Annotated in this window: 26 protein-coding genes; 16 read left to right on the top strand and 10 right to left on the bottom strand. The window is 36.6% G+C overall.

Annotated features, from left to right (window positions below; all coding sequences use genetic code 11):
- The first annotated feature begins 74 nt into the window (after window positions 1–74).
- A complete protein-coding gene (locus tag FTU00_RS14635; protein ID WP_004969299.1) occupies window positions 75–1,157 on the top strand; it encodes a hypothetical protein in 1,083 nt (360 codons plus the stop codon).
- 93 nt (window positions 1,158–1,250) lie between these two features.
- Here FTU00_RS14635 and FTU00_RS15630 read toward each other — a convergent pair whose 3' ends face one another.
- Window positions 1,251–1,376 (bottom strand): hypothetical protein, encoded by a 126-nt coding sequence (locus FTU00_RS15630; protein WP_004969301.1) that lies wholly within the window; start codon window positions 1,374–1,376, stop codon window positions 1,251–1,253.
- Window positions 1,377–1,592: 216 nt separating this feature from the next.
- Here FTU00_RS15630 and FTU00_RS14630 point away from each other — a divergent pair, with 216 nt between their 5' ends.
- A complete protein-coding gene (locus FTU00_RS14630) occupies window positions 1,593–1,889 on the top strand; it encodes a type II toxin-antitoxin system RelE/ParE family toxin (RefSeq protein WP_004647749.1) in 297 nt (98 codons plus the stop codon).
- 1 nt (window position 1,890) lies between these two features.
- A complete protein-coding gene (locus tag FTU00_RS14625) occupies window positions 1,891–2,181 on the top strand; it encodes an addiction module antidote protein (protein ID WP_004969304.1) in 291 nt (96 codons plus the stop codon).
- Window positions 2,182–2,291: 110 nt separating this feature from the next.
- Here the strand turns inward: FTU00_RS14625 and FTU00_RS14620 are convergent, their stop codons facing one another.
- Both FTU00_RS14620 and FTU00_RS14615 read right to left on the bottom strand, forming a co-directional pair.
- On the bottom strand, window positions 2,292–3,746 hold the full coding sequence (locus tag FTU00_RS14620; protein WP_026438532.1) for a SulP family inorganic anion transporter: 1,455 nt from the start codon (window positions 3,744–3,746) through the stop codon (window positions 2,292–2,294).
- 249 nt (window positions 3,747–3,995) lie between these two features.
- Window positions 3,996–4,205 (bottom strand): hypothetical protein, encoded by a 210-nt coding sequence (locus tag FTU00_RS14615; protein ID WP_004976362.1) that lies wholly within the window; start codon window positions 4,203–4,205, stop codon window positions 3,996–3,998.
- Window positions 4,206–4,454: 249 nt separating this feature from the next.
- Here FTU00_RS14615 and FTU00_RS14610 point away from each other — a divergent pair, with 249 nt between their 5' ends.
- The 3 genes from FTU00_RS14610 (at window position 4,455) to FTU00_RS14600 (ending at window position 5,988) form a co-directional block, all read left to right on the top strand.
- A complete protein-coding gene (locus tag FTU00_RS14610) occupies window positions 4,455–4,757 on the top strand; it encodes a type II toxin-antitoxin system RelE/ParE family toxin (protein WP_154320144.1) in 303 nt (100 codons plus the stop codon).
- Window positions 4,758–5,039 (top strand): addiction module antidote protein, encoded by a 282-nt coding sequence (locus FTU00_RS14605; RefSeq protein ID WP_000985610.1) that lies wholly within the window; start codon window positions 4,758–4,760, stop codon window positions 5,037–5,039.
- A gap of 130 nt (window positions 5,040–5,169) precedes the next feature.
- On the top strand, window positions 5,170–5,988 hold the full coding sequence (locus FTU00_RS14600) for an AraC family transcriptional regulator (RefSeq protein ID WP_032073151.1): 819 nt from the start codon (window positions 5,170–5,172) through the stop codon (window positions 5,986–5,988).
- 27 nt (window positions 5,989–6,015) lie between these two features.
- Here FTU00_RS14600 and FTU00_RS14595 read toward each other — a convergent pair whose 3' ends face one another.
- A complete protein-coding gene (locus tag FTU00_RS14595) occupies window positions 6,016–6,612 on the bottom strand; it encodes a LysE family translocator (protein WP_074163998.1) in 597 nt (198 codons plus the stop codon).
- Between the two features lie 426 nt (window positions 6,613–7,038).
- On the opposite strand from FTU00_RS14595, the gene FTU00_RS14590 reads away from it, so the two are divergent.
- The 3 genes from FTU00_RS14590 (at window position 7,039) to FTU00_RS14580 (ending at window position 12,931) form a co-directional block, all read left to right on the top strand.
- The gene (locus FTU00_RS14590; RefSeq protein WP_032073150.1) at window positions 7,039–8,202 is read left to right on the top strand and encodes an efflux RND transporter periplasmic adaptor subunit; all 1,164 of its coding nucleotides are present in this window, start codon (window positions 7,039–7,041) and stop codon (window positions 8,200–8,202) included.
- On the top strand, window positions 8,199–11,303 hold the full coding sequence (locus FTU00_RS14585; RefSeq protein WP_373685657.1) for a multidrug efflux RND transporter permease subunit: 3,105 nt from the start codon (window positions 8,199–8,201) through the stop codon (window positions 11,301–11,303). Before FTU00_RS14590 ends, FTU00_RS14585 begins: the two co-directional genes overlap by 4 nt.
- Before the next feature lie 113 nt (window positions 11,304–11,416).
- Window positions 11,417–12,931, top strand: coding sequence for an MFS transporter (locus FTU00_RS14580; protein ID WP_032073148.1), 1,515 nt, complete (start codon window positions 11,417–11,419; stop codon window positions 12,929–12,931).
- Window positions 12,932–13,034: 103 nt separating this feature from the next.
- On the opposite strand, the gene adeS is transcribed toward FTU00_RS14580, so the two are convergent.
- Window positions 13,035–14,141 carry a two-component sensor histidine kinase AdeS gene (gene adeS, locus FTU00_RS14575; protein WP_032073131.1) on the bottom strand — a complete coding sequence of 369 codons (1,107 nt, stop codon included), beginning with the start codon at window positions 14,139–14,141 and terminating at the stop codon, window positions 13,035–13,037.
- Window positions 14,131–14,859 (bottom strand): efflux system response regulator transcription factor AdeR, encoded by a 729-nt coding sequence (gene adeR / locus FTU00_RS14570; RefSeq protein WP_032073130.1) that lies wholly within the window; start codon window positions 14,857–14,859, stop codon window positions 14,131–14,133. The genes adeS and adeR overlap by 11 nt, the downstream gene beginning before the upstream one ends.
- Before the next feature lie 258 nt (window positions 14,860–15,117).
- On the opposite strand from adeR, the gene FTU00_RS14565 reads away from it, so the two are divergent.
- The 4 genes from FTU00_RS14565 (at window position 15,118) to FTU00_RS14550 (ending at window position 18,611) form a co-directional block, all read left to right on the top strand.
- On the top strand, window positions 15,118–15,438 hold the full coding sequence (locus tag FTU00_RS14565; protein ID WP_000897307.1) for a type II toxin-antitoxin system RelE/ParE family toxin: 321 nt from the start codon (window positions 15,118–15,120) through the stop codon (window positions 15,436–15,438).
- Window positions 15,431–15,703, top strand: coding sequence for a NadS family protein (gene nadS / locus FTU00_RS14560; RefSeq protein ID WP_000369781.1), 273 nt, complete (start codon window positions 15,431–15,433; stop codon window positions 15,701–15,703). Before FTU00_RS14565 ends, nadS begins: the two co-directional genes overlap by 8 nt.
- Window positions 15,704–16,195: 492 nt before the next feature.
- Window positions 16,196–17,671, top strand: a complete 1,476-nt coding sequence (msr(E), locus tag FTU00_RS14555; RefSeq protein WP_000052512.1) for an ABC-F type ribosomal protection protein Msr(E) — start codon at window positions 16,196–16,198, stop codon at window positions 17,669–17,671.
- A gap of 55 nt (window positions 17,672–17,726) precedes the next feature.
- Window positions 17,727–18,611: an Mph(E) family macrolide 2'-phosphotransferase gene (locus tag FTU00_RS14550; protein WP_180044039.1), complete on the top strand. Its 885-nt coding sequence runs from the start codon at window positions 17,727–17,729 to the stop codon at window positions 18,609–18,611.
- Window positions 18,612–18,800: 189 nt separating this feature from the next.
- On the opposite strand, the gene FTU00_RS14545 is transcribed toward FTU00_RS14550, so the two are convergent.
- Entirely contained in the window at window positions 18,801–19,412 is a 612-nt protein-coding gene (locus tag FTU00_RS14545; protein ID WP_015060246.1) for a recombinase family protein, read from the bottom strand.
- 175 nt (window positions 19,413–19,587) lie between these two features.
- On the bottom strand, window positions 19,588–19,911 hold the full coding sequence (locus FTU00_RS14540) for a hypothetical protein (protein ID WP_004676058.1): 324 nt from the start codon (window positions 19,909–19,911) through the stop codon (window positions 19,588–19,590).
- Window positions 19,912–20,014: 103 nt separating this feature from the next.
- On the opposite strand from FTU00_RS14540, the gene FTU00_RS14535 reads away from it, so the two are divergent.
- The 3 genes from FTU00_RS14535 to FTU00_RS14525 all read left to right on the top strand — a co-directional run bounded on the left by FTU00_RS14535 (window position 20,015) and on the right by FTU00_RS14525 (window position 21,458).
- A complete protein-coding gene (locus FTU00_RS14535) occupies window positions 20,015–20,437 on the top strand; it encodes a hypothetical protein (protein WP_004676061.1) in 423 nt (140 codons plus the stop codon).
- Window positions 20,438–20,929: 492 nt separating this feature from the next.
- Complete coding sequence (locus FTU00_RS14530) at window positions 20,930–21,175, top strand: type II toxin-antitoxin system RelB/DinJ family antitoxin (protein ID WP_070154357.1); 246 nt, start codon at window positions 20,930–20,932, stop codon at window positions 21,173–21,175.
- Entirely contained in the window at window positions 21,165–21,458 is a 294-nt protein-coding gene (locus tag FTU00_RS14525; protein WP_004733298.1) for a type II toxin-antitoxin system RelE/ParE family toxin, read from the top strand. Before FTU00_RS14530 ends, FTU00_RS14525 begins: the two co-directional genes overlap by 11 nt.
- A gap of 65 nt (window positions 21,459–21,523) precedes the next feature.
- Here the strand turns inward: FTU00_RS14525 and FTU00_RS14520 are convergent, their stop codons facing one another.
- Together FTU00_RS14520 and FTU00_RS14515 are read right to left on the bottom strand one after the other, a co-directional pair.
- Entirely contained in the window at window positions 21,524–21,838 is a 315-nt protein-coding gene (locus tag FTU00_RS14520) for a hypothetical protein (RefSeq protein ID WP_070155405.1), read from the bottom strand.
- A 2-nt stretch (window positions 21,839–21,840) separates the two neighbouring features.
- A complete protein-coding gene (locus FTU00_RS14515; protein ID WP_070155403.1) occupies window positions 21,841–22,254 on the bottom strand; it encodes a hypothetical protein in 414 nt (137 codons plus the stop codon).
- Window positions 22,255–22,370 lie beyond the last annotated feature (116 nt).

The following is a 22,370-nucleotide window of genomic DNA, read 5'->3' as shown; positions in this document are numbered from 1 at the left end:
TTTTGGAGTTACAAACGCATTTCGTATAAGGTGTATTATGTTAATTTTAGATTTTTTAAAAAATTAGGGCATCCATGAATCCTTTAGAATTCTACTGTTTAATATTGAAAAATATGGATAAAAACCTGGCTAAGAAACTAGGTAAAATTGAGAAAAAATATACTAATGTTCCATTTAAAAATGATGAAATAGCTAAAGTTAAAATTAAATCCGAATTTGCTTCAGAAATGGGGTTTTTCGTACTTAATTCAGCAACTTCTTTAGCTGTAGATGAAGAAAACTATAATTTTGCATACTGCTTAAAAATCTTAGAACTATATCCAATTAAGAATAACGATTTTTTTTATTGGAATGAGCATATAAAGCTATTTTCAGAATTAGAAAAAAATAATTTTTTATATGAAGATGTCTGCAAACTACATGATTTTCTGGTAAATAACTTTAGCTTTAACGGTGATTTAAAGAATATTATTAGTCATGAGATGCTTAGAAATTCTGGCGTCAATATACTGCTAATTTTAATTCACTTAGATCATTTAATTTCTAAGAAGTGGGGATTCCAATCAATCTCACTAAACCAAGCATTAAAGTTTAAGTTTAAAAATAAACGACCATACTTCCCATCAAAAACTTTTACAGATTTTCTTTTATTTATCTTAAAGATAAATGCAAAGTTTGAAGCAACAAAAGGACATAAAGTCGAGATTCTGAAGACTATTCCTCCAACTAATGGTTTTGAGCAATGGTTAGATCCTTCTCTCGAAGATGAACAAATTAAAGAATTTATACAACTAATTAAAAAAGTTAGAGAAAACAGAAGACTATGCTACTTGAATGAAGTCTATGAGTTCCTAGGTCTACCTTATGGTGAGTTTAAAAATGATGAAATTTATGAACAAGTCTCAGAAGAGAATTATTTATTCCTGAAAAATGAACTTCCAGAAGATAAGTGGTTTGAAAGTATTAATGCCATAGCTGGCCTATGGTTAATATATTTTTGGCAAGACTTTTATTATAAACATTTTCAAAAAACAGCCAGCGTTTCTACGTTAGCTACATCAGAAGATTTTATCGTGATATGGGAAGCCTTCCTGAAGAAATATCCTTCAGAAGGCCAATATCTTTGGCCTTCTGAATTGATATTACAAGATAAATAAATTTTTATTTACGAGGTGGATTATTGTCTCGGCCACCACCTGATGGATTTCCAGTAGTACTAGGCCAACCTGCTGTGCTCATAGTTTTCATCCTTATTTAGATTTCGTAGGTTTATGATTAGGATTCAATTGTCGGCTACGGTTGTCCTGATTCTGCGCATGTTGAATATTATTAGGATTTTTTACTGTAGCACGTTGATCATTCGCTGTTTGTGTCATTGCTTTCTCCTTAAAATGTTTGAACATCTGACAAGGAAAGTATGGCTTCAAAAAAATATGCATCTTGCCTGAAAAACAGTAAAAAAGTTTAAATTTTAACCAAAAAAATTATGTATTTAACATAATGGTGTTATACGAAATTAATGGATGTTCGTATAAATTACTTGCATATTGTATTCGATCGAATACAATATAGTGAGAAGATAAGGAATCCTCATGATTGAAATTAAACGTCTTCCAGAATTTGATGAATGGTTGGATGGCATTAAAGACAATATGACCCGTATCCGCCTGAATCGTCGATTAGATAAGGTTCAACGTGGAAACTGGGGAGACATTAAACCTCTCCAAGATGGCGTTTGGGAAATGAGAGAATTCTTCGGTTCTGGATGGAGGATGTATTACATCCAACATGGTGACGTTGTGATTGTAATGCTTGGTGGTGGAGATAAATCAACTCAACAACAAGACATCGATCGGGCAGTCAAACTATCGAAAACATTGGAGGATTAAAATGGTTAAAGTCGCTGATTTACCAAGTTTTGATATGGCTGAGTCGCTCAAAACTGAAGAAGACATTGTGATGTATCTCAATATGGTTCTTGAAGAAAATGATCCAGCTGAATTAGCCCATGCACTTGGTGTTATTGCTAAAGCTCGTGGCATGACTCAAATCGCTAAAGAAGCAGGGATTGGGCGTGAAGCACTCTACAAAGCCCTACGTCAGGATTCAGCACCACGTTTTGATACGATTAATCGTGTAGTAAATGCTTTAGGCTTAAAACTCACAGTACAACACGCTTAAAACTTTAAAAATATAGTAAAAATGGGAGCTAAAGGCTCCCATTTTTAGATTCGTATAAGGTGTATTATGTTAATTTTAGAAATTCTATATAAATATAGAATTTTTAAAACTTAAATTCTGGCATGTGTCCCATACTTATCAATCATGATCGAACTGGCTTCATTTAGACCACGTACTGTGACATTCGCACCATTCTTTTGAAATTTATTTACAACAGAATCAAGCATGGCGACTGATGTTACATCCCAAATGTGAGAATGGGTCAAATCAATAATCACCTCCTTTACATCCTCTTTAAAGTCAAAACCTTGCATGAATTTTTCAGAAGAACTAAAGAAGATCTGACCTCTCAACTCATATAAACGGGCCATTCCTTCAAAAGATGCTGTCACCTGGATATCATTTTCAAGTTTATTCGCCAGGAACAAGGCTGAAAGTAATACGCCTGTTAACACACCCAAAGCCAGGTTATGCGTAGCAACAACTACAATCACCGTCGCAATCATGACGATATTACTACTCTTAGGATTATCTTTTAACTGAGTGACAGAACTCCATTCAAAGGTACTGATAGAGACCATTATCATTACCGCTACCAATGCAGCCATTGGAATCACTTTGAGCCAGTCGCTGATAAATACAACCAGAATAAGAAGAAAAATGCCCGCAGAGAATGTTGATAAGCGTGTAAGGCCACCTGATTTTACGTTAATCATAGATTGACCAATCATTGCACAACCGGCCATGCCACCCATAAAGCCAGAAGCAATATTCGCAATCCCTTGTCCCTTACATTCCTGATATTTATCACTTGGCGTATCAGTCATTTCATCCACGATAGTTGCTGTCATCATCGATTCAAGTAAACCTACAGCCGCCAGTGCGACTGAATAAGGCAAAATAATCATCAATGTTTCAATATTCAAAGGAATATCTGGAATCAAGAACATTGGAAGTGTGTCAGGTAAAGACCCCATATCGCCCACGGTCCGTACATCAATTCCTAAAGCGATTGCCAATAATGTGATTGCAATGATGCAGACTAGTGGAGAAGGGAGTAATTTTCCTAATTTGGGAACCAGAGGGAATAGATAAATAATTGCTAAACCTAAAGCAACAAAAGCATATACATGCCAGGTCACATTAATCAGTTCAGGCAATTGAGCCATGAAAATTAAGATCGCTAACGCATTTACGAATCCAATAACCACAGATTTAGATACAAACCGCATTAACTTGGCGAGCTTTAAATAGCCTGCCAATATTTGAATCACGCCTGTCAAAATTGTTGCTGCCAGCAGATATTCAAGCCCATGCTCTTTGACCAATGTGACCATAAGCAGCGCCATTGCACCAGTGGCTGCTGAAATCATGGCAGGACGACCACCTACGAAAGAAATCACGACGGCAATACAGAAGGATGCGTATAGACCAACTTTAGGATCTACACCTGCAATAATTGAAAATGCGATGGCTTCAGGGATGAGTGCAAGACCGACGACTAATCCGGCAAGTACATCCCCACGGATGTTAGAGAACCACTGTTCTCGGACATTAGATAACATAAACATAGCCTGTTTTTTAATTTTTCAGATAGGCTAGTGATGTGATATATACAACACACAAACGACTACACCACATCACTAGACAGTGATGAGTTATTTACAGATTTAAGACGATAAATAAACTTAAGGTGGCGTAAGTGTCATAAGATGAAAGAACGTTTTAGAGTAAAAAAATCAGGACAAGGGTAACAGCTAGGTACTTTTTTATAAAGCCTGGATGTTATATCCAAGCTTTGTTTAATCGGTATTTTATGAAGCTTTTGGCTCCCCAAGTAATTGACCTATTTCCAAACGTGTATAGCCACGTTCTTTAAAAATCAAAACAATAGCCTGTTTATAATCTTCAGAAGTAGAAGTCTTATACTTAGTTATCAGTTGATTTTCAGAATTCAGCTCAAGATCATTTTTGATGGTCAATACTTCGCTAGAGATCTTGTTAAAGATATTTAGGTTAAACATACAGGCACTCGTCATCCGTATTATAGCGGCCCGACTATAACGAATACCTGTCTTAGCTACGCTAGACACCCTTGGCCGCAAGGATTACAAATTAAGAAAAATTCCGCAAGTTTTTGTCTATTGAAAGAATAAATAATCTCCCAACTGCTATCTATTTAACATAATGGTGGTTATACGAAATTCTGTTGTAGCCCCATACATTCAAGTTTATTTCTTGCATGAATGTATCCTATAGGATACATTACTCTTATGTACTCAATATATACCACTGAAGTCTTTGATGACTGGTTTACTAAGTTAAAAGACCTGCAGGCAAAAAGACGTATACAAGTCCGAATTGATCGGGTTGAAGATGGAAACTTTGGAGATACTGAACCAGTAGGTGAAGGTGTTTCTGAATTACGTTTCTTCTTTGGACCTGGCTACAGGATCTATTACTGTAAGCAAGGGCAAAGGGTCGTTATTCTTTTAGCAGGCGGAGACAAGTCTACGCAAAGTAAAGATATAAAACTTGCCCTACAATTAGCACAAGATTTAGAGGAGGAGCTGTAAATGGCTATCAAACTTCGCAAATGGGACAGTGCTGAACATCTTAAAACAGAAGAAGATATGCAAGCTTACCTACAAGCCTGTATCGATGAATCTAATGGTGATGCGGCATTCATTGCAAAAGCTTTAGGTAATATTGCTAAAGCTAAAGGAATGGCTCAATTATCAAGAGACACTGGTTTAGGTCGAGAAAGTCTTTATAAAGCACTTTCTGGCGATGTAAATCCAAGCTTTGATACTGTTATTAAAGTCGTAAAAGCACTGAATTTACGCTTAGCAATTTAAAAAAAACTAGTAAAAAAGGGAGCTTTAAGCTCCATTTTTCATTTCAACTTCGTATAACGTGTATTATGTTAATTTTAGGAAAAGTGAAAAATAATCTACAATAGAATCTACGAAAAATTGGCCATCAATTATGCCTGATTTCTCCAGTGGAAATAATTGGATTGTGAGATCCCCCACTCAAAATCATAAATTAGAAAGAATTGAAGCATTTCTTTCCAATTATGCTTATAAACCTCACCGACATGATACTTATGCTATTGGCAGGACTCTTTCCGGAGTTCAAAACTTTCATTACAAAGGTACATTGCAACATAGCTTGCCAGGCATGACTATGGTTCTACACCCGGATGAAAAGCATGATGGTGAATCAGGAACATTAGATGGCTATCGCTATAGAATGATTTACATCGAACCAGCGATGATCCAAACCATTTTAAAGGGTAAACCTTTGCCTTTTATCAGACATGGCTTAAGTAATGATATTCGCCTGTTTAGGGCAATGGATAGCTTTCTAAATAATATAAATAATTATATGGATACCCTAGAAGAGGAAGATGCTCTATTTGATTTGGCAACTACACTGTGTGAAATTTCAGATACTTCATCTAACCAAAACAAAAAATTTGACTACAAGGCAGCAGAGAGAGCGCGTGAGTGTATTTTGGCGTATCCACATGAAAACTTAAGTTTGTCAGATTTAGAGAAACATGCTGATCGTGACCGCTGGAGCCTTTCTCGTGATTTCCGATTATTATTTGGAACTAGCCCACACCGTTATATGATCATGCGTCGCTTAGAAACAGTTAAGTTCTACCTTGCTCAAGGGGAGTCTATTGTTAATGCTGCTTTAAATGCAGGCTTTTTTGATCAGAGTCATATGACCAGACATTTTATAAAAACATTTGGTTTAACTCCCACTCAATGGAAAATGATAAATATTAAAAGATAGCCGTTCGATTTGAACGGCTAATTTGTCCTACAGCAGATTTATTCCATTAAGAAAATCTTTGAACATAAAAAGCCCTGATAAAATCAAGAGTATACCCATCAGCTTATTTAGCCGATTAAACCAGATAGGATTAGCAATTTTGTTGCCTAATACTTTTCCAACCAGAGCATAGGTGAATGGTGCGCCAACAGCACCAAGTGAAATCAGTAAAGAAACTATCAAGATCATGATTCCTGTGATTTTGGCTGCAGGGTACATAATTGTCGTAACAGGTAGAATGACGAGAATGGCTTTTGGATTTAATAACTGAATAAATAAGCCATTTAAGAATGTTAGATGGCTTTCTTGCTGTTGAGTTGTTTCTACATTCGCCCTAATCATTTTTATAGCCAAGTAGAATGTATAAATTGCACCCGCTAAAGCAATATAATGAATCAATCCATGTGGAATAACAGCTTCACCTATATAGCCAAACAATACGAATAAGATCAACATGGCGAAACCAATGCCTAGGTAAAATCCTATAGTCTTTTTTAATTGACCTGTAAGGCCAGAATTTAGCCCCATAAAATTTACAGGGCCTGGGCTATACATAACGCTTAATGTATAAAGAAATATTTCCACAGAGTTCACTCAATTAGATAGCAATAAACATCAAAGAGAGAACGGTATCGAGTTATAGGCCTTAAAGATTGTACGTTTGTGCTGAACTAATTAAAAATTTCTATTTAACTTATGTTCACCTAAAGTTCACTTCATAAGTGTATAAAGAAACTATGTATTGTATTTTCAATTGCTTATATAAATATTAGTCTTGGTTTAGAATTTTAAAGTTCATGAACTATGAGAAAAAACTAAGATACGATCAAAATTGTAGAACAACAAAATTATTTATACTAATTTACAAGCCACGCTGTTTAAGCGTGTCATTAAAAAATAAATCTTTTAATCTCTCCACACAATCTCCACACAATCTCCACACAACATCAGCAATTCATAAACACTGCTATTTCAAAATAGTAGTATCTAAAACCCCCCCTCTGAAAAAGCATGTCAACACATTATCATTTAATAGGTTCAATACTTATTACAACTGTACTTTTAATCGGCTGTACACAAGCCAAAGATGCTGAACAGTCCCCAACAGAAATGCCACCAGCGGTTGTCAGTACCATCACGGTATTACCGCATTCCATGAATTTAATTGAAAATCTTCCAGGCCGTGTTGTCGCTTACCGTATTGCTGAAATTCGCCCGCAAGTAGGTGGAATTGTTGATAAAGTACTTTTTAAGCAAGGCTCTTATGTGCAAGCAGGTCAACCGCTTTTTAAATTGAATTCTGAAATATTTCAGGCAGATGTAAAAAGCAATCAAGCCACTTTAAACCGTGCACAAGCTGAGGTGACACGTTTGCAGGTGCTGTTAAAACGCTACACTGAATTAGTAAAAGTAAATGCGGTTAGTCAGCAGGAATACAACAATACCGAAGCAGATTATCAAAAAGCAAAAGCCGATGTGGCGCAAATGCAAGCCATGTTAAGCAGACAACAACTTAATCTTAAATATGCGACTGTTACAGCCCCTATCTCGGGAACGATTGGTGAAATCTTAGTGACTGAGGGTGCATTAGTTGGTCAAGGTGATACTAATGCAATGGCCGTAATACAACAGATTAATAAAGTCTATGTTGATGTAAAGCAATCAATTAGTGATTATGAAAAACTACAGGAAGCTTTACAGCAAGGTGACGTGTCAAATACCAAACATACGGTTGAAATCCTAAATAGTCAGGGTAAACCTTATAACGTTACAGGTGAAATCCTATTTTCGGATACTAAAGTTGATCCTGATACGGGTGATGTCACAATCCGTATTTTAGCCAATAATGAAAATCAAAAACTTTTGCCAGGCATGTATGTTCGAGTCAATATGAGCCGAGCTCAAGTTGAAAATGCGCTCCTAGTTCCAGAACAAGCGATTCAACATGATATTAGTGGTAAAGCCAATGTTACGATTGTTAATCAAAAAGGTTTAGCGCAAAGCAAGCCTGTTCAGCTTGGTCAACGTTATCAAAATAACTATGTGATCAAACAAGGGTTACAAGCAGGTGAGAAAGTCATTGTTGAAGGGGCTGATCGTATACAGCCTGAGCAAAAATTAAAAATTAAGCAGTGGCAACCTACAAATATTAAGGAAAATGGAGGACAGCAATAATGTCCCAATTTTTCATTAGGCGTCCTATTTTTGCATGGGTGATTGCTTTATTTATTATTCTGTTGGGTGTACTAAGCATCCCCAAGTTACCTATTGCACGATTCCCAAGTGTTGCGCCACCACAGATTAGTATTACGGCAATCTATCCAGGTGCTACGCCAAAAACATTGAATGATAGTGTTGTGACCTTGATTGAGCGGGAAATGTCAGGTGTCAAAAACTTACTTTATTACAGTTCAAGTTCAGATAGTTCTGGAACAGCAACAATCACCGCAACATTTAAACCAGGTACAGATGTAGAACTTGCACAAATTGATGTGCAAAACAAAATTAAAGCCATTGAGTCACGCTTACCTCAAACAGTGCGACAACAAGGGCTGATGGTCGATGCTGCGTCGTCTGGTTTTTTAATGATGGTGGGCTTAAGTTCACCGAATGGCAAATATAGTGAAATTGATGTCAGTGACTATATGACTCGCTATGTGATTGAAGAATTAAAGCGGGTTGACGGTGTTGGTAAAGTCCAAAATTTTGGTGCTGAAAAAGCCATGCGGATTTGGGTCGATCCAGATCGTTTGGTTTCTTATGGATTGAGTATTCAAGATGTGAATACAGCCATCCAAAACCAAAACTTGCCGATATCACCAGGTCGTATTGGTGATGTTCCTGCTTTGACGGGGCAACAAATTACTATTCCTTTAACTGCTCAAGGTCAATTAGAAACTGTAGAGCAATTCAAGAAAATTAGTTTACGTGCTCAACAAAATGGCGCCAATGTTCGACTGTCGGATGTCGCTCGTGTCGAAATCGGGGCACAGATGTATAACTTTGCGATTTTAGAAAATGGCAAAGCCTCTACAGCTGTGGCGATACAAATGAGTCCTGGTGCCAACGCTGTCAAGACTGCAGAAGGTGTTAAAGCGAAAATTGAACAGTTAGGTTCAGCACTGCCTGATGGTATGAAATTCTCTATACCTTACGACACTGCACCTTTTGTAAAAATCTCGATTGAAAAAGTAATCATGACATTGCTTGAAGCTATGGCATTAGTTTTTATTGTCATGTTTATCTTTTTACACAATGTTCGATACACCTTAATTCCGGCGATTGTTGCACCGATTGCATTGCTTGGCACATTCTCAGTCATGCTGCTTGCTGGTTTTTCGATTAATGTGCTGACCATGTTCGGTATGGTGCTTGCGATCGGGATTATTGTCGATGATGCGATTGTGGTCATTGAGAATGTTGAACGCATTATGGCGACAGAAGGCTTATCTCCAGTTGAAGCCACATCTAAAGCCATGAAGGAAATTACCAATCCGATTATTGGCATCACCTTAGTGTTAGCCGCTGTATTCTTGCCGATGGCATTGGCGTCAGGCTCAGTGGGGATTATCTATCGTCAGTTCACCATTACCATGTCGGTTTCAATTTTATTCTCAGCTTTCCTTGCACTGACATTAACCCCTGCGTTATGTGCAACGATGTTAAAACCGATTGATCAAGACCATCAGAAAAAGGGTGTTTTTGCATCGTTTGATCGCAGTTTTGAGAAGCTGAACAATCGCTATGAACGCAGTTTATTTAAAGTAATTAAACATAAAACCCTCGCAATGTTATGTTTCTTAGGCATTGTCATTGTGCTGATTTTTAGTTTTAAACACGTTCCGACTGCGTTTATGCCAGAAGAAGATCAGGGGTGGTTTATGACTTCGATTCAACTTCCTGCGGATGCAACTCAAGAACGTACCCGTAAAGTCGTTGCTGAGTTTCAAAATTATTTAGACCAAGAAACGGGGATTAAAGACAATATGGCGGTCTTAGGTTTTGGTTTTAGTGGATCTGGTCAGAATACAGCGATGTATTTTACCAATCTATTGCCATTCGAAGAGCGTACTATTACGGCACAAGAAGTCGTGAATAATGCCAATATAGCGATGGCTGAAAGTTCAGAAGGTCAAACCATGTCTGTGTTACCACCAGCAATTGATGAATTGGGTAACTCATCTGGTTTTTCACTGAGATTATTAGATCGTGGCAATATTGGCATGCCTGCTTTAAGAGAAGCACAAGATCAGCTTTTAGCATTAGCAGCACAAAGTAAAATCGTGGCGGAGGTCTATCCTGAAGGTTTGCCAGAAGGCAGTTCTGTACAGCTTAAAATTGATAGAGATAAATTGCAGGCATTAGGTGTTAATTTCAGTGATGTGACCGATATTATTTCAACCTCAATGGGTTCGATGTATATCAATGATTTTCCAAATCATGACCGTATGCAGCAAGTCATTGTGCAACTTGATGCCAAATCACGCATGAGTATTGAAGATATTCTTCAGATTAAGGTGAACAGTCAAAGCGGTAAATTGGTTTCAATGTCTGAAATAATTACTCCAATTTGGCAACATTCCCCACAACAATACAATCGTTACAACGGTCGTCCATCATTGAGTATTTCTGGCAGTCCAGCAGCAGGTATATCTTCAGGACAAGCCATGACTGAGATGGAAAATTTGATTGAACAACTTCCGAAAGGTGTGGGTTATGAGTGGACTGGGATTTCTCTAGAAGAAAAACAGTCGGAATCACAAACCTTGTTTTTATTACTGTTGTCGATGTTAGTCGTTTTCCTTGTCTTGGCAGCGCTTTATGAAAGCTGGTCAATTCCATTCTCTGTGATGCTAGTTGTCCCTCTAGGGTTGATTGGCGCCTTTTTAGCAGTAATGTTACGTGGTATGCCAAATGATATTTTCTTTAAGGTCGGCATGATCACGATTATTGGTCTATCTGCAAAGAATGCTATTTTGATTGTTGAGTTTGCAAAAGCACTAAGAGAAGAAGGAATGGGTTTAGTGGAGGCAACCGTTGCAGCCGCTAAATTGCGCTTACGTCCAATCCTAATGACATCTTTGGCATTTACCTGTGGCGTTATTCCTTTAGTCATTGCCAGTGGCGCTAGTTCTGAAACTCAAAAAGCGATTGGTACAGGCGTCTTTGGCGGCATGATCAGCGCAACAATTCTAGCTGTTATTTTTGTACCGATTTTCTTTATTGTCGTCATGAGCATGGTTGAGAAATTCTCGAAACGTAAAGCGGCACATTAAGCATCAAAACTGAGAATAAAAGCTGTGGGTTAACGAGTTTAGCCCACAACAAATCTTTCATTTACATCTTTATTTCAGAATTGATTTAATAAACCATCAATATAGGTTTAATCATGAAAGCTACCAATCTTGATCCGAAACGCTGGTGGATATTGCTCGCTGTCGTGCTTGCATTTCTGCCGATTGTGATTGATATGACTGTACTGCATGTTGCGGTTCCCTCATTAACCCAATCGCTGAGTGCCACAAGTAACCAAGTCTTATGGATTATTGATATTTATCCATTACTTATGGCTGGACTTTTAGTTCCGATGGGAACTTTGGCTGATCGTGTCGGCAATCGTAAGATTCTGCTGATTGGCTTGGTTATATTTGGAATTGCCTCAGTCCTTGCGGCATTTTCCCAAACGGCTTCTATGCTGATTGCCGCACGTGCTTTATTAGCATTAGGCGGTGCCATGATTATGCCCTGTGTATTGGGTATTATTCGCAGAACCTTCGAAGACAGTCGCGAACGTGCCATTGCGCTGGGTATTTGGGGCACAATCGGATCAGCCGGTGCCGCCATTGGACCGCTCATTGGTGGGGGATTGTTAGAATATTTCTGGTGGGGTTCAGTTTTCCTGATTAACGTCCCAATCATGCTGGTTGTCGCACCAATGTGCTATTTCTTATTGTCCCGAAAAGAAGCTATAACCCCTGGACATTGGGCATTTGGTCAAGCGCTATTGCTGATTGTCGGTTTGATTTCGTTTGTATATGCACTAAAAGCAGGCTTAGGCGGTAAACAGTCGTTGTTGATTGTCTTGCCTTTGGTCGTTTTATCTATCGGCTTATTAACCATATTTGTACGCAAACAGCTGAATTCTCCTCAGCCGATGCTAGATCTTTCGCTATTTTCACGTCCTGCTATTTTAGCCGGCATTATTATGGCAATGGTTGCTGCAGGCGCTTTGGCAGGGGTTGAGTTAACTTTGGCAATGGAGCTGCAATATGTCATTCGTTTAACACCGCTGCAAGCCGGTCTTTTTATGGTTCCGATTATGGTTGCGGCCGCTATTGGCGGGCCTATTGCTGGTTTTTTATCCAATAAATTTGGACTCCGTCTGGTTGCGACCATGTCATTAATATTGGCAGCAATTGCGTTGGTCAGTTTGAGTTATTCAGATTTTCATCATCCGGGAATCATCGTTCCCTTTATTTTAGCTTCGATTGGATTAACACTGAGTATTGGTTTAACAGCTTCATCCATTGCGATCATGGGCTCAGTACCTGCAGAAAAGGGCGGTGCGGCAGGTTCACTTGAAAGTACAGGTTATGAACTGGGTACAGGACTAGGTATTACTTTATTTGGTGTTTTCATGGCCTATATATTTGGCAGTCATCTTCAAGTGCCGTCAGATTTAACTGCTGTTTTAGCAGAAAAAGCCAGACTTTCGATTGGTGATACCTATTTAGTGGCGAGCCAGTTACCCGTTGAACAAGGTACAGCATTGATTAACGCAGGTAAAATTGCCTTCAGTTCAGCTCATGTTAATTTATTATTAACAGCAGGGATTATCATCGGGATACTCTCCATTGTGGTATTTTTTATGCTAGCTAAATATCGAGATGAGAATTCATTGTGATGAAATTTATTTGAGGATCATCAAACAGAATGGTTAAGTTCAGACATCAATTTATCTTAAATTTATGGTTTAAATTAAGCCGTATTAATCTGAACTTAACACATTATAAATGAGTTGATGTCTTACGATTTAGTTGAATAGTAAAACAGCTGCCACCTAAGTTTTTGGATTTAGAATAATAAATATGACCTTGGTGTGCTTCAATAATTGCATCAATCACTGCCAAGCCTAATCCAGTACCGCCATCTAGACATGATCTAGAGTCTTCCAGTCGATAGAAGGGTTTGAACAGGTGTTTAAGATGCGATTCATCAATACCAGGACCTTCATCTTCAAACGTCAATACCCAATGTTCTGCTGTGGTTACAGATGTAATATTTATTTTTCCAGCATTCGAATATCTTAGAAAGTTAGAGAACAATGCAATAAAGACCTGTTCCATCCTTCTTATATCAACGCAAACCAATTTATCCGTCAAATTTAAAACAATAGTTAAACCTTTAACATGAAACCGTTCATTAAACATCTGCAGACATTTTTCAATACTATTTTTTAAATTGGTCTTTTCTAGTTCTAATCGTAATTGTTTATTTTCAATAAGTGTCAGTGTCCGTAAATCTTCCACAAGGTAAGATAAGCCTTCGACTTGGTTCAATAAGCTTAGGTGTAAAGCTTTATCGGCAATAAATATACCATCGACAATACCTTGCAAGCGACCTTGTAATATTGTCACAGGTGTTCGTAATTCATGTGCAATTGCAGCATTCCAAACAGTTGAATTCTTAACTGATACTTCAAGTTGGTTTGCCATTTCATTGAAGTTCTCAATAAGAGACTTGATTTCATGTGGAATATCATGATGTGGCTGTTTAATTCTGAGTGCTAAATTGCCTTGTTGAATTTGTTGAATAACATCTGCTAAATCACTAATTGGCTGTGTATAGCGTTTTCCATATTTAAAGGCGAGGATAGTAGAAAGAAAAAAGCCTGTTAATAGCACTAAAAACAGCCAGATAAAGTCAACGGAGGTAACTGAAAATTCATTTGAATTAATAACTTGTGTATTTAGAAAACCTATTTTTATCGCCCAGCTATAAACAAAATAGCCAATCATGAAAGATAACAGCGTAATGCCTAAATTGAATAGGCTCATCATGATAATAAACTGGAAGTTAATTCCAACAGAATTTTTAAAAAAGTTAAATTTCATGATTTTGATCTAAGCGATACCCCACGCCACGGACATTGATTAATAAGCCATTTACATCATTTTCTTCAAGTTTTTTGCGTAATTTGCTGATATGGCTATCTACAGTGCGATCTAAAGCATCACTTTCAGGCATACAGTTTTGGATCAATTCATTACGTGTAAAGACTTTATTCGGTGTTTTTGCCATCAAAAACAGTATCTTATACTCAGTTAACGTAAGGTTGAGCAACTGATTTCTTTGACCATTTGAAATGTAAACTTGATGATGATCTGGATTAATTTCAATATTTCTATAACGAATAATATTAGTTATTTCCATATTTTGGCTTGTACTTCGTCTAAGTACGGCTTGTATTCGTGCAATCACTTCGTTTGGGTTAAATGGCTTAATAATAAAGTCATCAGCACCCATTTTTAGCCCCATGATCTTATTCACTTGATCATCTAAGGCAGTCAGCATAATGACAGGTAAATGACTTGTTTGACGGATGATTTGTAGAATTTCCCAGCCATTTAGTTTGGGTAATTTAATATCAAGGAGAATCAGGTCGATAGAGTTGGCTTTTAGGCACTCTAAAGCTTGTTGTCCATCCAATGCACGGATGACCTGCATGTTTTCATTTTTTATGTATTTTTCAAGAATGTCACCAATATCATAATCATCTTCTACAACGAGAATGACGCTGTTTTCGAAGCTGTGCTGTAGATTTGGATACATATATTTTATCTTAGATGAAGTAGCTATGCATTTTAACATTTAATTGTGTAATGGAGATGATTAGACGAGCAGTCATTTATATTTGTAATTGAGGGGTGACATATAATAAAATTCGTTGCATATCAGTATTAATGAACAAAATGTCAATTATCATTCATTTAACATAATGGCTGTTATGCGAAACGAGATCTACCAGCTCTCGTTTTTTGTTATGGAAACTGCTAAAATTCAAATACGCCATTGACGTATAAAGAGTCCATGTTATTTATTGAAACCAGCATCTTTACCAAGCAAATTAAAGACCTTGTATCTGATGAGGAATATCGTCAACTTCAGCAAGATCTTTTGGTACAGCCTGATAGAGGTGACCTAATCAAGAATGGCGGTGGTATTCGCAAAGTACGTTGTGCTCAAGGTAACAAAGGGAAAAGTGGTGGGATACGGGTGATTTATTATTGGGTCACCGAGGATGATCAGATCTTTTTCTTAGTGGCTTATCCAAAATCAGTAAAAGATAATTTAACAGATAAGGAAACCGCCATTCTGCACCAACTCGTGAAGGAGCAATTTCATGGATAACAACTTATTTGATGACTTGGTTGCTTCAATCAAAGAAGCTGGAGCTATCAAACGTAAAGAAGTTAAAGCAAGCCGAGTTACAGAACTCGAATTGCCTGATATTAAAGAAGTACGTGAAAAAACTGGCTTGAGCCAAAATGAATTTGCTGCACGTCTACATATTAGCCCCCGTACCCTGCAAAATTGGGAACAGGGACGACGCTATCCAACTGGACCAGCAGCTACATTGATTCGAATTTTAGATGCTCACCCAAGCCTTATTTGAAAAAATTACTTAAAAAATGGGAGCTTAAGGCTCCCATTTTTATTTCGTATAAGGTGTATTATGTTAATTTTAGAAAATCTTCACTACTATTATTTTAAAATAAGCCTTATATCCAAGCATAAAACAAGGTTGTCTAGACTTCTTTTAACAGTAAAGTTATCATAAAACTGAATTTTATTTTTTAGGTAAGTTTATGCATTCTATCCGCATTCGTTAAGACACAACTATTTGCATAGTGACACTATTTTATAATGGTGGGCTTTTGTTGTGTCTTTAAGAATATATGCGGATATATAAAGTAAAAGTATGCTTAATTTATAAGTATGCTTTTAGTGCATAGTTTCCAGTTATAACTTAATTGACTAGCTATTTGTCCACCCTGTGGATGAATAGCTTTTTTTTTGGGAGGACACTGTGATGCTAGCTTTTGTTTTCACCTAAATCCTGTTTGCTGCATAAAAAATTTCAAGAGCTAAACAGGAGTAAATAAAAATGAGTTTAATTATTAAAGCGAGAAACATACGCTTGGATTATGCTGGGCGTGATGTTTTGGATATTGATGAATTGGAAATTCACTCTTATGACCGTATTGGTCTTGTGGGTGATAACGGAGCAGGAAAGAGTAGTTTACTCAAAGTACTTAATGGCGAAATTGTTTTAGCCGAAGCGACATTACAGCGTTTTGGTGATTTTGCACATATCAGCCAACTGGGCGGAATCGAAATAGAAACGGTCGAAGACCGGGCAATGTTATCTCGCCTTGGTGTTTCCAATGTACAAAACGACACAATGAGTGGCGGAGAGGAAACTCGTGCAAAAATTGCTGCCGCATTTTCCCAACAAGTACATGGCATTCTAGCGGATGAACCAACCAGCCACCTTGATCTCAATGGAATAGATCTACTTATTGGTCAACTTAAAGCATTTGATGGAGCATTACTTGTTATCAGTCATGACCGATATTTTCTTGATATGGTTGTAGACAAGATATGGGAGTTAAAAGACGGTAAAATTACGGAATATTGGGGTGGTTACTCGGATTACTTGCGTCAAAAAGAAGAAGAGCGACAACACCAAGCCGTAGAATATGAGCTGATGATGAAGGAACGGGAGCGATTAGAATCTGCTGTGCAAGAAAAACGCCAGCAAGCTAATCGATTAGACAATAAGAAAAAAGGAGAAAAATCCAAAAACTCTACCGAAAGTGCTGGACGACTTGGGCATGCAAAAATGACTGGCACCAAGCAAAGAAAACTGTATCAGGCAGCTAAGAGTATGGAAAAGCGTTTGGCTGCATTAGAAGATATTCAAGCACCAGAGCATTTGCGTTCTATTCGTTTTCGTCAAAGTTCAGCCCTAGAACTGCACAATAAGTTCCCGATTACGGCAGATGGTCTGAGCTTAAAATTTGGTAGCCGTACTATCTTTGATGACGCTAACTTTATAATACCGCTTGGCGCTAAAGTCGCTATAACTGGATCGAATGGAACAGGGAAAACGTCCTTGTTAAAAATGATATCAGAACGTGCTGATGGATTAACCATATCTCCAAAAGCTGAAATTGGCTACTTTACACAAACAGGATATAAATTTAACACGCATAAATCTGTGCTCTCCTTTATGCAGGAAGAGTGCGAGTACACAGTTGCGGAAATTCGTGCAGTATTGGCTTCAATGGGGATCGGAGCGAATGATATTCAAAAAAACTTATCCGACTTATCGGGAGGTGAAATCATCAAACTGCTTTTATCCAAAATGCTTTTAGGAAAATATAATATTTTGCTTATGGATGAACCAGGAAACTATCTTGACCTAAAAAGTATTGCCGCATTAGAAACAATGATGAAGTCCTATGCAGGAACTATTATCTTCGTATCTCATGACAAGCAATTGGTCGATAATATTGCTGACATTATCTACGAGATCAAAGACCACAAAATCATCAAGACTTTTGAGAGAGATTGTTAATGATAGCCAATCTAATCCGAACATTAATTATTGAACTCTTTAAAGGAAATTAAAAATGACAATTCAAGATATTCAATCACTTGCTGAAGCACACGGCTTGTTGCTTACGGACAAAATGAATTTCAATGAAATGGGCATTGATTTTAAGGTCGTTTTTGCTCTTGATACAAAGGGGCAACAATGGTTGCTGCGTATTCCTCGTCGTGATGGCATGAGGGAACAAATCAAGAAAGAAAAACGCATTTTAGAATTGGTAAAAAAACATCTTTCTGTAGAGGTTCCTGATTGGAGAATTTCATCTACAGAATTAGTGGCTTATCCCATACTTAAAGATAATCCTGTTTTAAATTTGGATGCTGAAACCTATGAAATAATTTGGAATATGGACAAAGATAGCCCGAAATACATAACATCTTTGGCAAAAACCTTATTTGAAATCCATAGTATTCCTGAAAAAGAAGTTCGGGAAAATGATTTGAAAATTATGAAACCTTCAGATTTAAGACCTGAAATAGCAAACAATTTGCAGTTAGTAAAATCTGAAATTGGTATAAGTGAGCAATTGGAAACCCGCTACAGAAAATGGTTGGATAATGATGTTCTATGGGCAGATTTCACCCAATTTATACATGGCGATTTATATGCTGGGCATGTACTAGCTTCAAAGGATGGAGCTGTTTCAGGCGTTATTGATTGGTCAACAGCCCATATAGATGACCCAGCGATTGATTTTGCTGGGCATGTAACTTTGTTTGGAGAAGAAAGCCTCAAAACTCTAATCATCAAGTATGAAAAACTAGGGGGTAAAGTTTGGAATAAACTATATGAACAGACTTTAGAAAGAGCAGCGGCCTCTCCTTTGATGTATGGTTTATTTGCCTTAGAAACTCAAAATGAAAGCCTTATCGTTGGAGCAAAAGCTCAGTTGGGAGTTATATAATTTAAAAATATGATTGCTGAGAACTGCCTTGTTTTGAAACTTGGTTGGCTTTAATTAGTTTTTAGTATTCTTTATAGAAAATGCCTCGATCAAGGGGCATTTCTAACAATCATTTAACATAAAATTTCTTATGTGAAGTAACCTGAATGCAGCGGTGCCCCATTGGGGGCGCGTTGAGATAAGCCTCTTTTAGATAACTTTAGCAACTCGATAGACAGTTGCAACTCCACAATTCACTGCTTTGGCAATTTCTTCCTTAGTCATATTGCCAACTACTAGCAATTCTTTTATTCGTTTATGTTTAGCCTCATTTGCCTTCTTGCCTGTTGGTTTGTAACCCGAACGTGCCAGGCCCTGCTTAATACGTTCTATACGTTTCTCATTGTCTAGGCGGGCCATTGTTGCCAGAAGATCAATCAACATATTGTTGATGAGTTCCAAGATTGAATGAGTAATGCTGTCACTGGTTTGAATCATTTGGTAGGTAGTAGGAAGATCTGCTACGACTAAACGAAGTCCCTTCTCCTGGATCCTGCGCTTCAGCTCTTGAAAATCTCGTTGGGTTAGGCGTGATAAGCGGTCAATACTTTCAACTAACAATGTGTCACCTTGATTTGCTTCTGACAGTAGCTTATTCAATTCAGGTCGGTCTAACTTCGTACCACTATAGTTTTCCACGTACACAATGGTTTCACCCAAATTCAAGTTTTGGTTTAGATCCTGAAGAATCTGCAAAGCCCTTTCTGCATCTTGATCTTTAGTTGAAGCTCGTAGATAAATACGTGTATTCATTTCTATCATTTAATCTTAATTCTATTAGATTAATGATAATACTATCATTTAATTATTGCATTAAGTCTAATGATAGATATTGTATGCGATTTGGCTCGCTATCATTCAGGTATACTCTTTTGATAAAAAAAGCATAACTAAAAGCCATGCCTTGGGAATTCGTATAACGTGTATTATGTTAATTTTAGAAAATCTGTTTTAGTTTGTACCTTTTCAAAATTATGTAAAAAGCAAATAAAACACTTATCCAGAACAAATAATCAAAAATAAAATATAAGAAGATAAATTGATCTATTCCTATAATAATATTTAAAGGATCTAGCGCTATACTCCCACCTGGAGATACTTCACCATCTACTAAAAACTGTAAGGGAAATCCTCCTCCAATGACTTTAACTTTTCCAAGCTTGTCTACAACTATACGATCCACTAATGTATATTTCTGATAAAACAAAGATAAATAAGTAAAAATAAAAGATAAGCAATTGAAGTATAAAAATTTTTTCATAATTTCCTCTCATATATCTACTAATTTTAACAATTTTTAATCAGAGCCTTTTGGAATAATTTGCTTTAATTTCTCTATTACTCTCTCAAAAAATTCCTTTAATATGAAAAGATTAGAATTTATTTTATTAAGTTTACTTGCAGCCTGCAGTCCAGTTACAGAAAAAATTGAATCAAATATAGTTGTTCCACGTATTCAATATACGGGGGGAGCAGATAATGCAAGTTATAGTGAGGCTAAGCTTATTAGGGAAGGTAAATGCCTATACCTAGAACATGCTGATGGCTCTAAAGTTCTGCCAATTTTTGCTACAAAAACTCTAGATTGGGATACGGAAACTAAGAGCCTAAAAGTAGATTCGGATACTTATTTTTTAGGTGATAAAGCAGCATATGGAGGCGGAGAATCCTATCCTCTAGAAAAAAATAATTATTCTTGGATAACTGAAGTAGATCATAGCTGTGATACCTCAAAAGTTATAGTTATTAATCGACTCATAAGACCAATTGAAGAACTACCAAAATGAAGAATAGCCTATTTTACTGTCTTACATTAGTTCTACTTATAGGATGCCAGCCATTTGAAAAGGATGGATATATTTTTATTAAAAATCAGACTGATTATCCAATTACAGACCTTAAAGTAACTTATATTAGTGCTCAAAAAACTTATAGCTTAGGTACTCTTTATCCTTATTCAGAATATAAATACGCCATCAATTACGAGCGGCACAATGAGGATTCAATAATCTTTTCATATTTAGATAAAAATCATAAAAAGATTAATCAAGAAGTAGCTACGTATGCAGCCAAATATGATAGGAAAAGTTATGAAATAGTTATTCAATAGAATATAAATTACAATTACTAATTGAACGAAAAAACTTCAATTTGAAATTTCAAAAACTTGATTTTCCCACTAAACAACTATCCATTTAACATAGTGGTTGTTATACGAACTATCTTTGTAATGCATATTGCATTACAATATTCTCATGCATTCAATAAATGGGAAAATGATGGCTACTGTTAATTTCAGGGTCGATGAAGCCCTTAAAGAAAAGTCTTATTCCATCCTAAAAGAACAAGGAATTGCACCTACTGAGTTCTTTACTAATATTCTTGAATATATTGCTACGACTGGAAAGCTTCCAGTACAAAAAGCTTTACTCTCAGAGGAAGATGCTGATTTATTAGCTCTTGTTCGCAAACGTGTTAATGATCCTAAAGAGATGTTCGAGGAAGTCACATTAGATGACTTATAAGCTTTTACGTCATAAGGACTTCACTGCAGAATGGGAAAAGCTTCCTAGTGCTATACGAGATCAATTCAAGAAAAAATTAGCTAAGGTAATAGAGCAACCACATATTCCAAAGAATATGCTTAAAGGTGATCTTGCAGGCTGCTATAAAATAAAATTATTAAAAGCTGGTGTCCGACTTGTTTACCAGGTCAAAGATGATCAGGTAGTTATTTTGCTAATTACCGTTGGAAAACGAGCTGATAGCATTGTTTATGATGAAGCAAAAAAGCGGATAAAAGACTAAAAATGGGAGCTGCATGCCCCCATTTTTGGCTTCGTATAACGTGTATTATGTTAATTTTAGAAGATCTATACAATTCTGTACTTTTTCACAATCATAGAAAAAGCAAATAAAATACTTATCCAAAATAAATAATCAATAAAAAAATTGAGAAAAACAAATTGATCCATGCCGATGAAAATAAATAAAGGATTGATACTTATACTTCCGACTGGAGAGGTTTCACCATCTATAAGGAACTGGAGAGGAAATCCCCCAGCTATGACTTTAACTTTTTCAAGCTTATCTACAACTATGCGAGCAACTAATATATTTTTTTGATAAAGCAAAGATACGTAAGTCAAAATAATCGCTAAAAAATTAAAATATAATATTTTTTTCATAACTATTCTTTATCTTTTAAGTTAATTAAAAACAGCCAATAACATAAGCCAGGAAATAGAGCCAGAAAGCTAGCCCATGTATTGGTATACATCTTCCACCAATCTTCAGCAATCTTTCCAGTATGCCCCCATCCTAAAAGAATAAAAAATGGAGTAGCAATAATTAGAGAGGTAATACAGATGGTTAATAAATTAAGACTGTTATAACGATTTAAAAGAATTGAGAATATGTAGCTAAAAGGCACAGTCAAAATACAATAAGCCAAGTAAATAAGACCGTGTCCTACAAGAACTACGAAAATCGAGTATAGGCTGTATTCGTGATTCACTGCGATAAACAGGACTGTTGTTAAAAAAAGTAAAGGTAAAGGAGCAAGTAAGAGTGCTTTTACTATTTGTTCATTTGAGTATTTCACTAATTTAATTCTCTTATCTACTCAATAAATAATAATACTATAACGATTTTATTGGAGGTTTTTTGATTCTATTTAACATAATGGTGGTTATACGAATTGAACGTGTAAGCCCAAAG

Source organism: Acinetobacter sp. YH12041, assembly GCF_013419975.1.
Classification (GTDB): domain Bacteria; phylum Pseudomonadota; class Gammaproteobacteria; order Pseudomonadales; family Moraxellaceae; genus Acinetobacter.
This window is presented reverse-complemented; position numbering and strand designations above follow the sequence as displayed.

What these genes read in the sequence shown, in the direction of transcription:
- FTU00_RS14635 (WP_004969299.1), top strand. Translation starts at nt 75, where the DNA reads ATGAATCCTTTAGAATTCTACTGTTTAATATTGAAAAATATGGATAAA.
- FTU00_RS15630 (WP_004969301.1), bottom strand. Translation starts at nt 1,376, where the DNA reads ATGACACAAACAGCGAATGATCAACGTGCTACAGTAAAAAATCCTAAT.
- FTU00_RS14630 (WP_004647749.1), top strand. Translation starts at nt 1,593, where the DNA reads ATGATTGAAATTAAACGTCTTCCAGAATTTGATGAATGGTTGGATGGC.
- FTU00_RS14625 (WP_004969304.1), top strand. Translation starts at nt 1,891, where the DNA reads ATGGTTAAAGTCGCTGATTTACCAAGTTTTGATATGGCTGAGTCGCTC.
- FTU00_RS14620 (WP_026438532.1), bottom strand. Translation starts at nt 3,746, where the DNA reads ATGTTATCTAATGTCCGAGAACAGTGGTTCTCTAACATCCGTGGGGAT.
- FTU00_RS14615 (WP_004976362.1), bottom strand. Translation starts at nt 4,205, where the DNA reads ATGTTTAACCTAAATATCTTTAACAAGATCTCTAGCGAAGTATTGACC.
- FTU00_RS14610 (WP_154320144.1), top strand. Translation starts at nt 4,455, where the DNA reads ATGTACTCAATATATACCACTGAAGTCTTTGATGACTGGTTTACTAAG.
- FTU00_RS14605 (WP_000985610.1), top strand. Translation starts at nt 4,758, where the DNA reads ATGGCTATCAAACTTCGCAAATGGGACAGTGCTGAACATCTTAAAACA.
- FTU00_RS14600 (WP_032073151.1), top strand. Translation starts at nt 5,170, where the DNA reads ATGCCTGATTTCTCCAGTGGAAATAATTGGATTGTGAGATCCCCCACT.
- FTU00_RS14590 (WP_032073150.1), top strand. Translation starts at nt 7,039, where the DNA reads ATGTCAACACATTATCATTTAATAGGTTCAATACTTATTACAACTGTA.
- FTU00_RS14580 (WP_032073148.1), top strand. Translation starts at nt 11,417, where the DNA reads ATGAAAGCTACCAATCTTGATCCGAAACGCTGGTGGATATTGCTCGCT.
- adeS (WP_032073131.1), bottom strand. Translation starts at nt 14,141, where the DNA reads ATGAAATTTAACTTTTTTAAAAATTCTGTTGGAATTAACTTCCAGTTT.
- adeR (WP_032073130.1), bottom strand. Translation starts at nt 14,859, where the DNA reads ATGTATCCAAATCTACAGCACAGCTTCGAAAACAGCGTCATTCTCGTT.
- FTU00_RS14565 (WP_000897307.1), top strand. Translation starts at nt 15,118, where the DNA reads ATGTTATTTATTGAAACCAGCATCTTTACCAAGCAAATTAAAGACCTT.
- nadS (WP_000369781.1), top strand. Translation starts at nt 15,431, where the DNA reads ATGGATAACAACTTATTTGATGACTTGGTTGCTTCAATCAAAGAAGCT.
- FTU00_RS14550 (WP_180044039.1), top strand. Translation starts at nt 17,727, where the DNA reads ATGACAATTCAAGATATTCAATCACTTGCTGAAGCACACGGCTTGTTG.
- FTU00_RS14545 (WP_015060246.1), bottom strand. Translation starts at nt 19,412, where the DNA reads ATGATAGAAATGAATACACGTATTTATCTACGAGCTTCAACTAAAGAT.
- FTU00_RS14540 (WP_004676058.1), bottom strand. Translation starts at nt 19,911, where the DNA reads ATGAAAAAATTTTTATACTTCAATTGCTTATCTTTTATTTTTACTTAT.
- FTU00_RS14535 (WP_004676061.1), top strand. Translation starts at nt 20,015, where the DNA reads ATGAAAAGATTAGAATTTATTTTATTAAGTTTACTTGCAGCCTGCAGT.
- FTU00_RS14530 (WP_070154357.1), top strand. Translation starts at nt 20,930, where the DNA reads ATGGCTACTGTTAATTTCAGGGTCGATGAAGCCCTTAAAGAAAAGTCT.
- FTU00_RS14525 (WP_004733298.1), top strand. Translation starts at nt 21,165, where the DNA reads ATGACTTATAAGCTTTTACGTCATAAGGACTTCACTGCAGAATGGGAA.
- FTU00_RS14520 (WP_070155405.1), bottom strand. Translation starts at nt 21,838, where the DNA reads ATGAAAAAAATATTATATTTTAATTTTTTAGCGATTATTTTGACTTAC.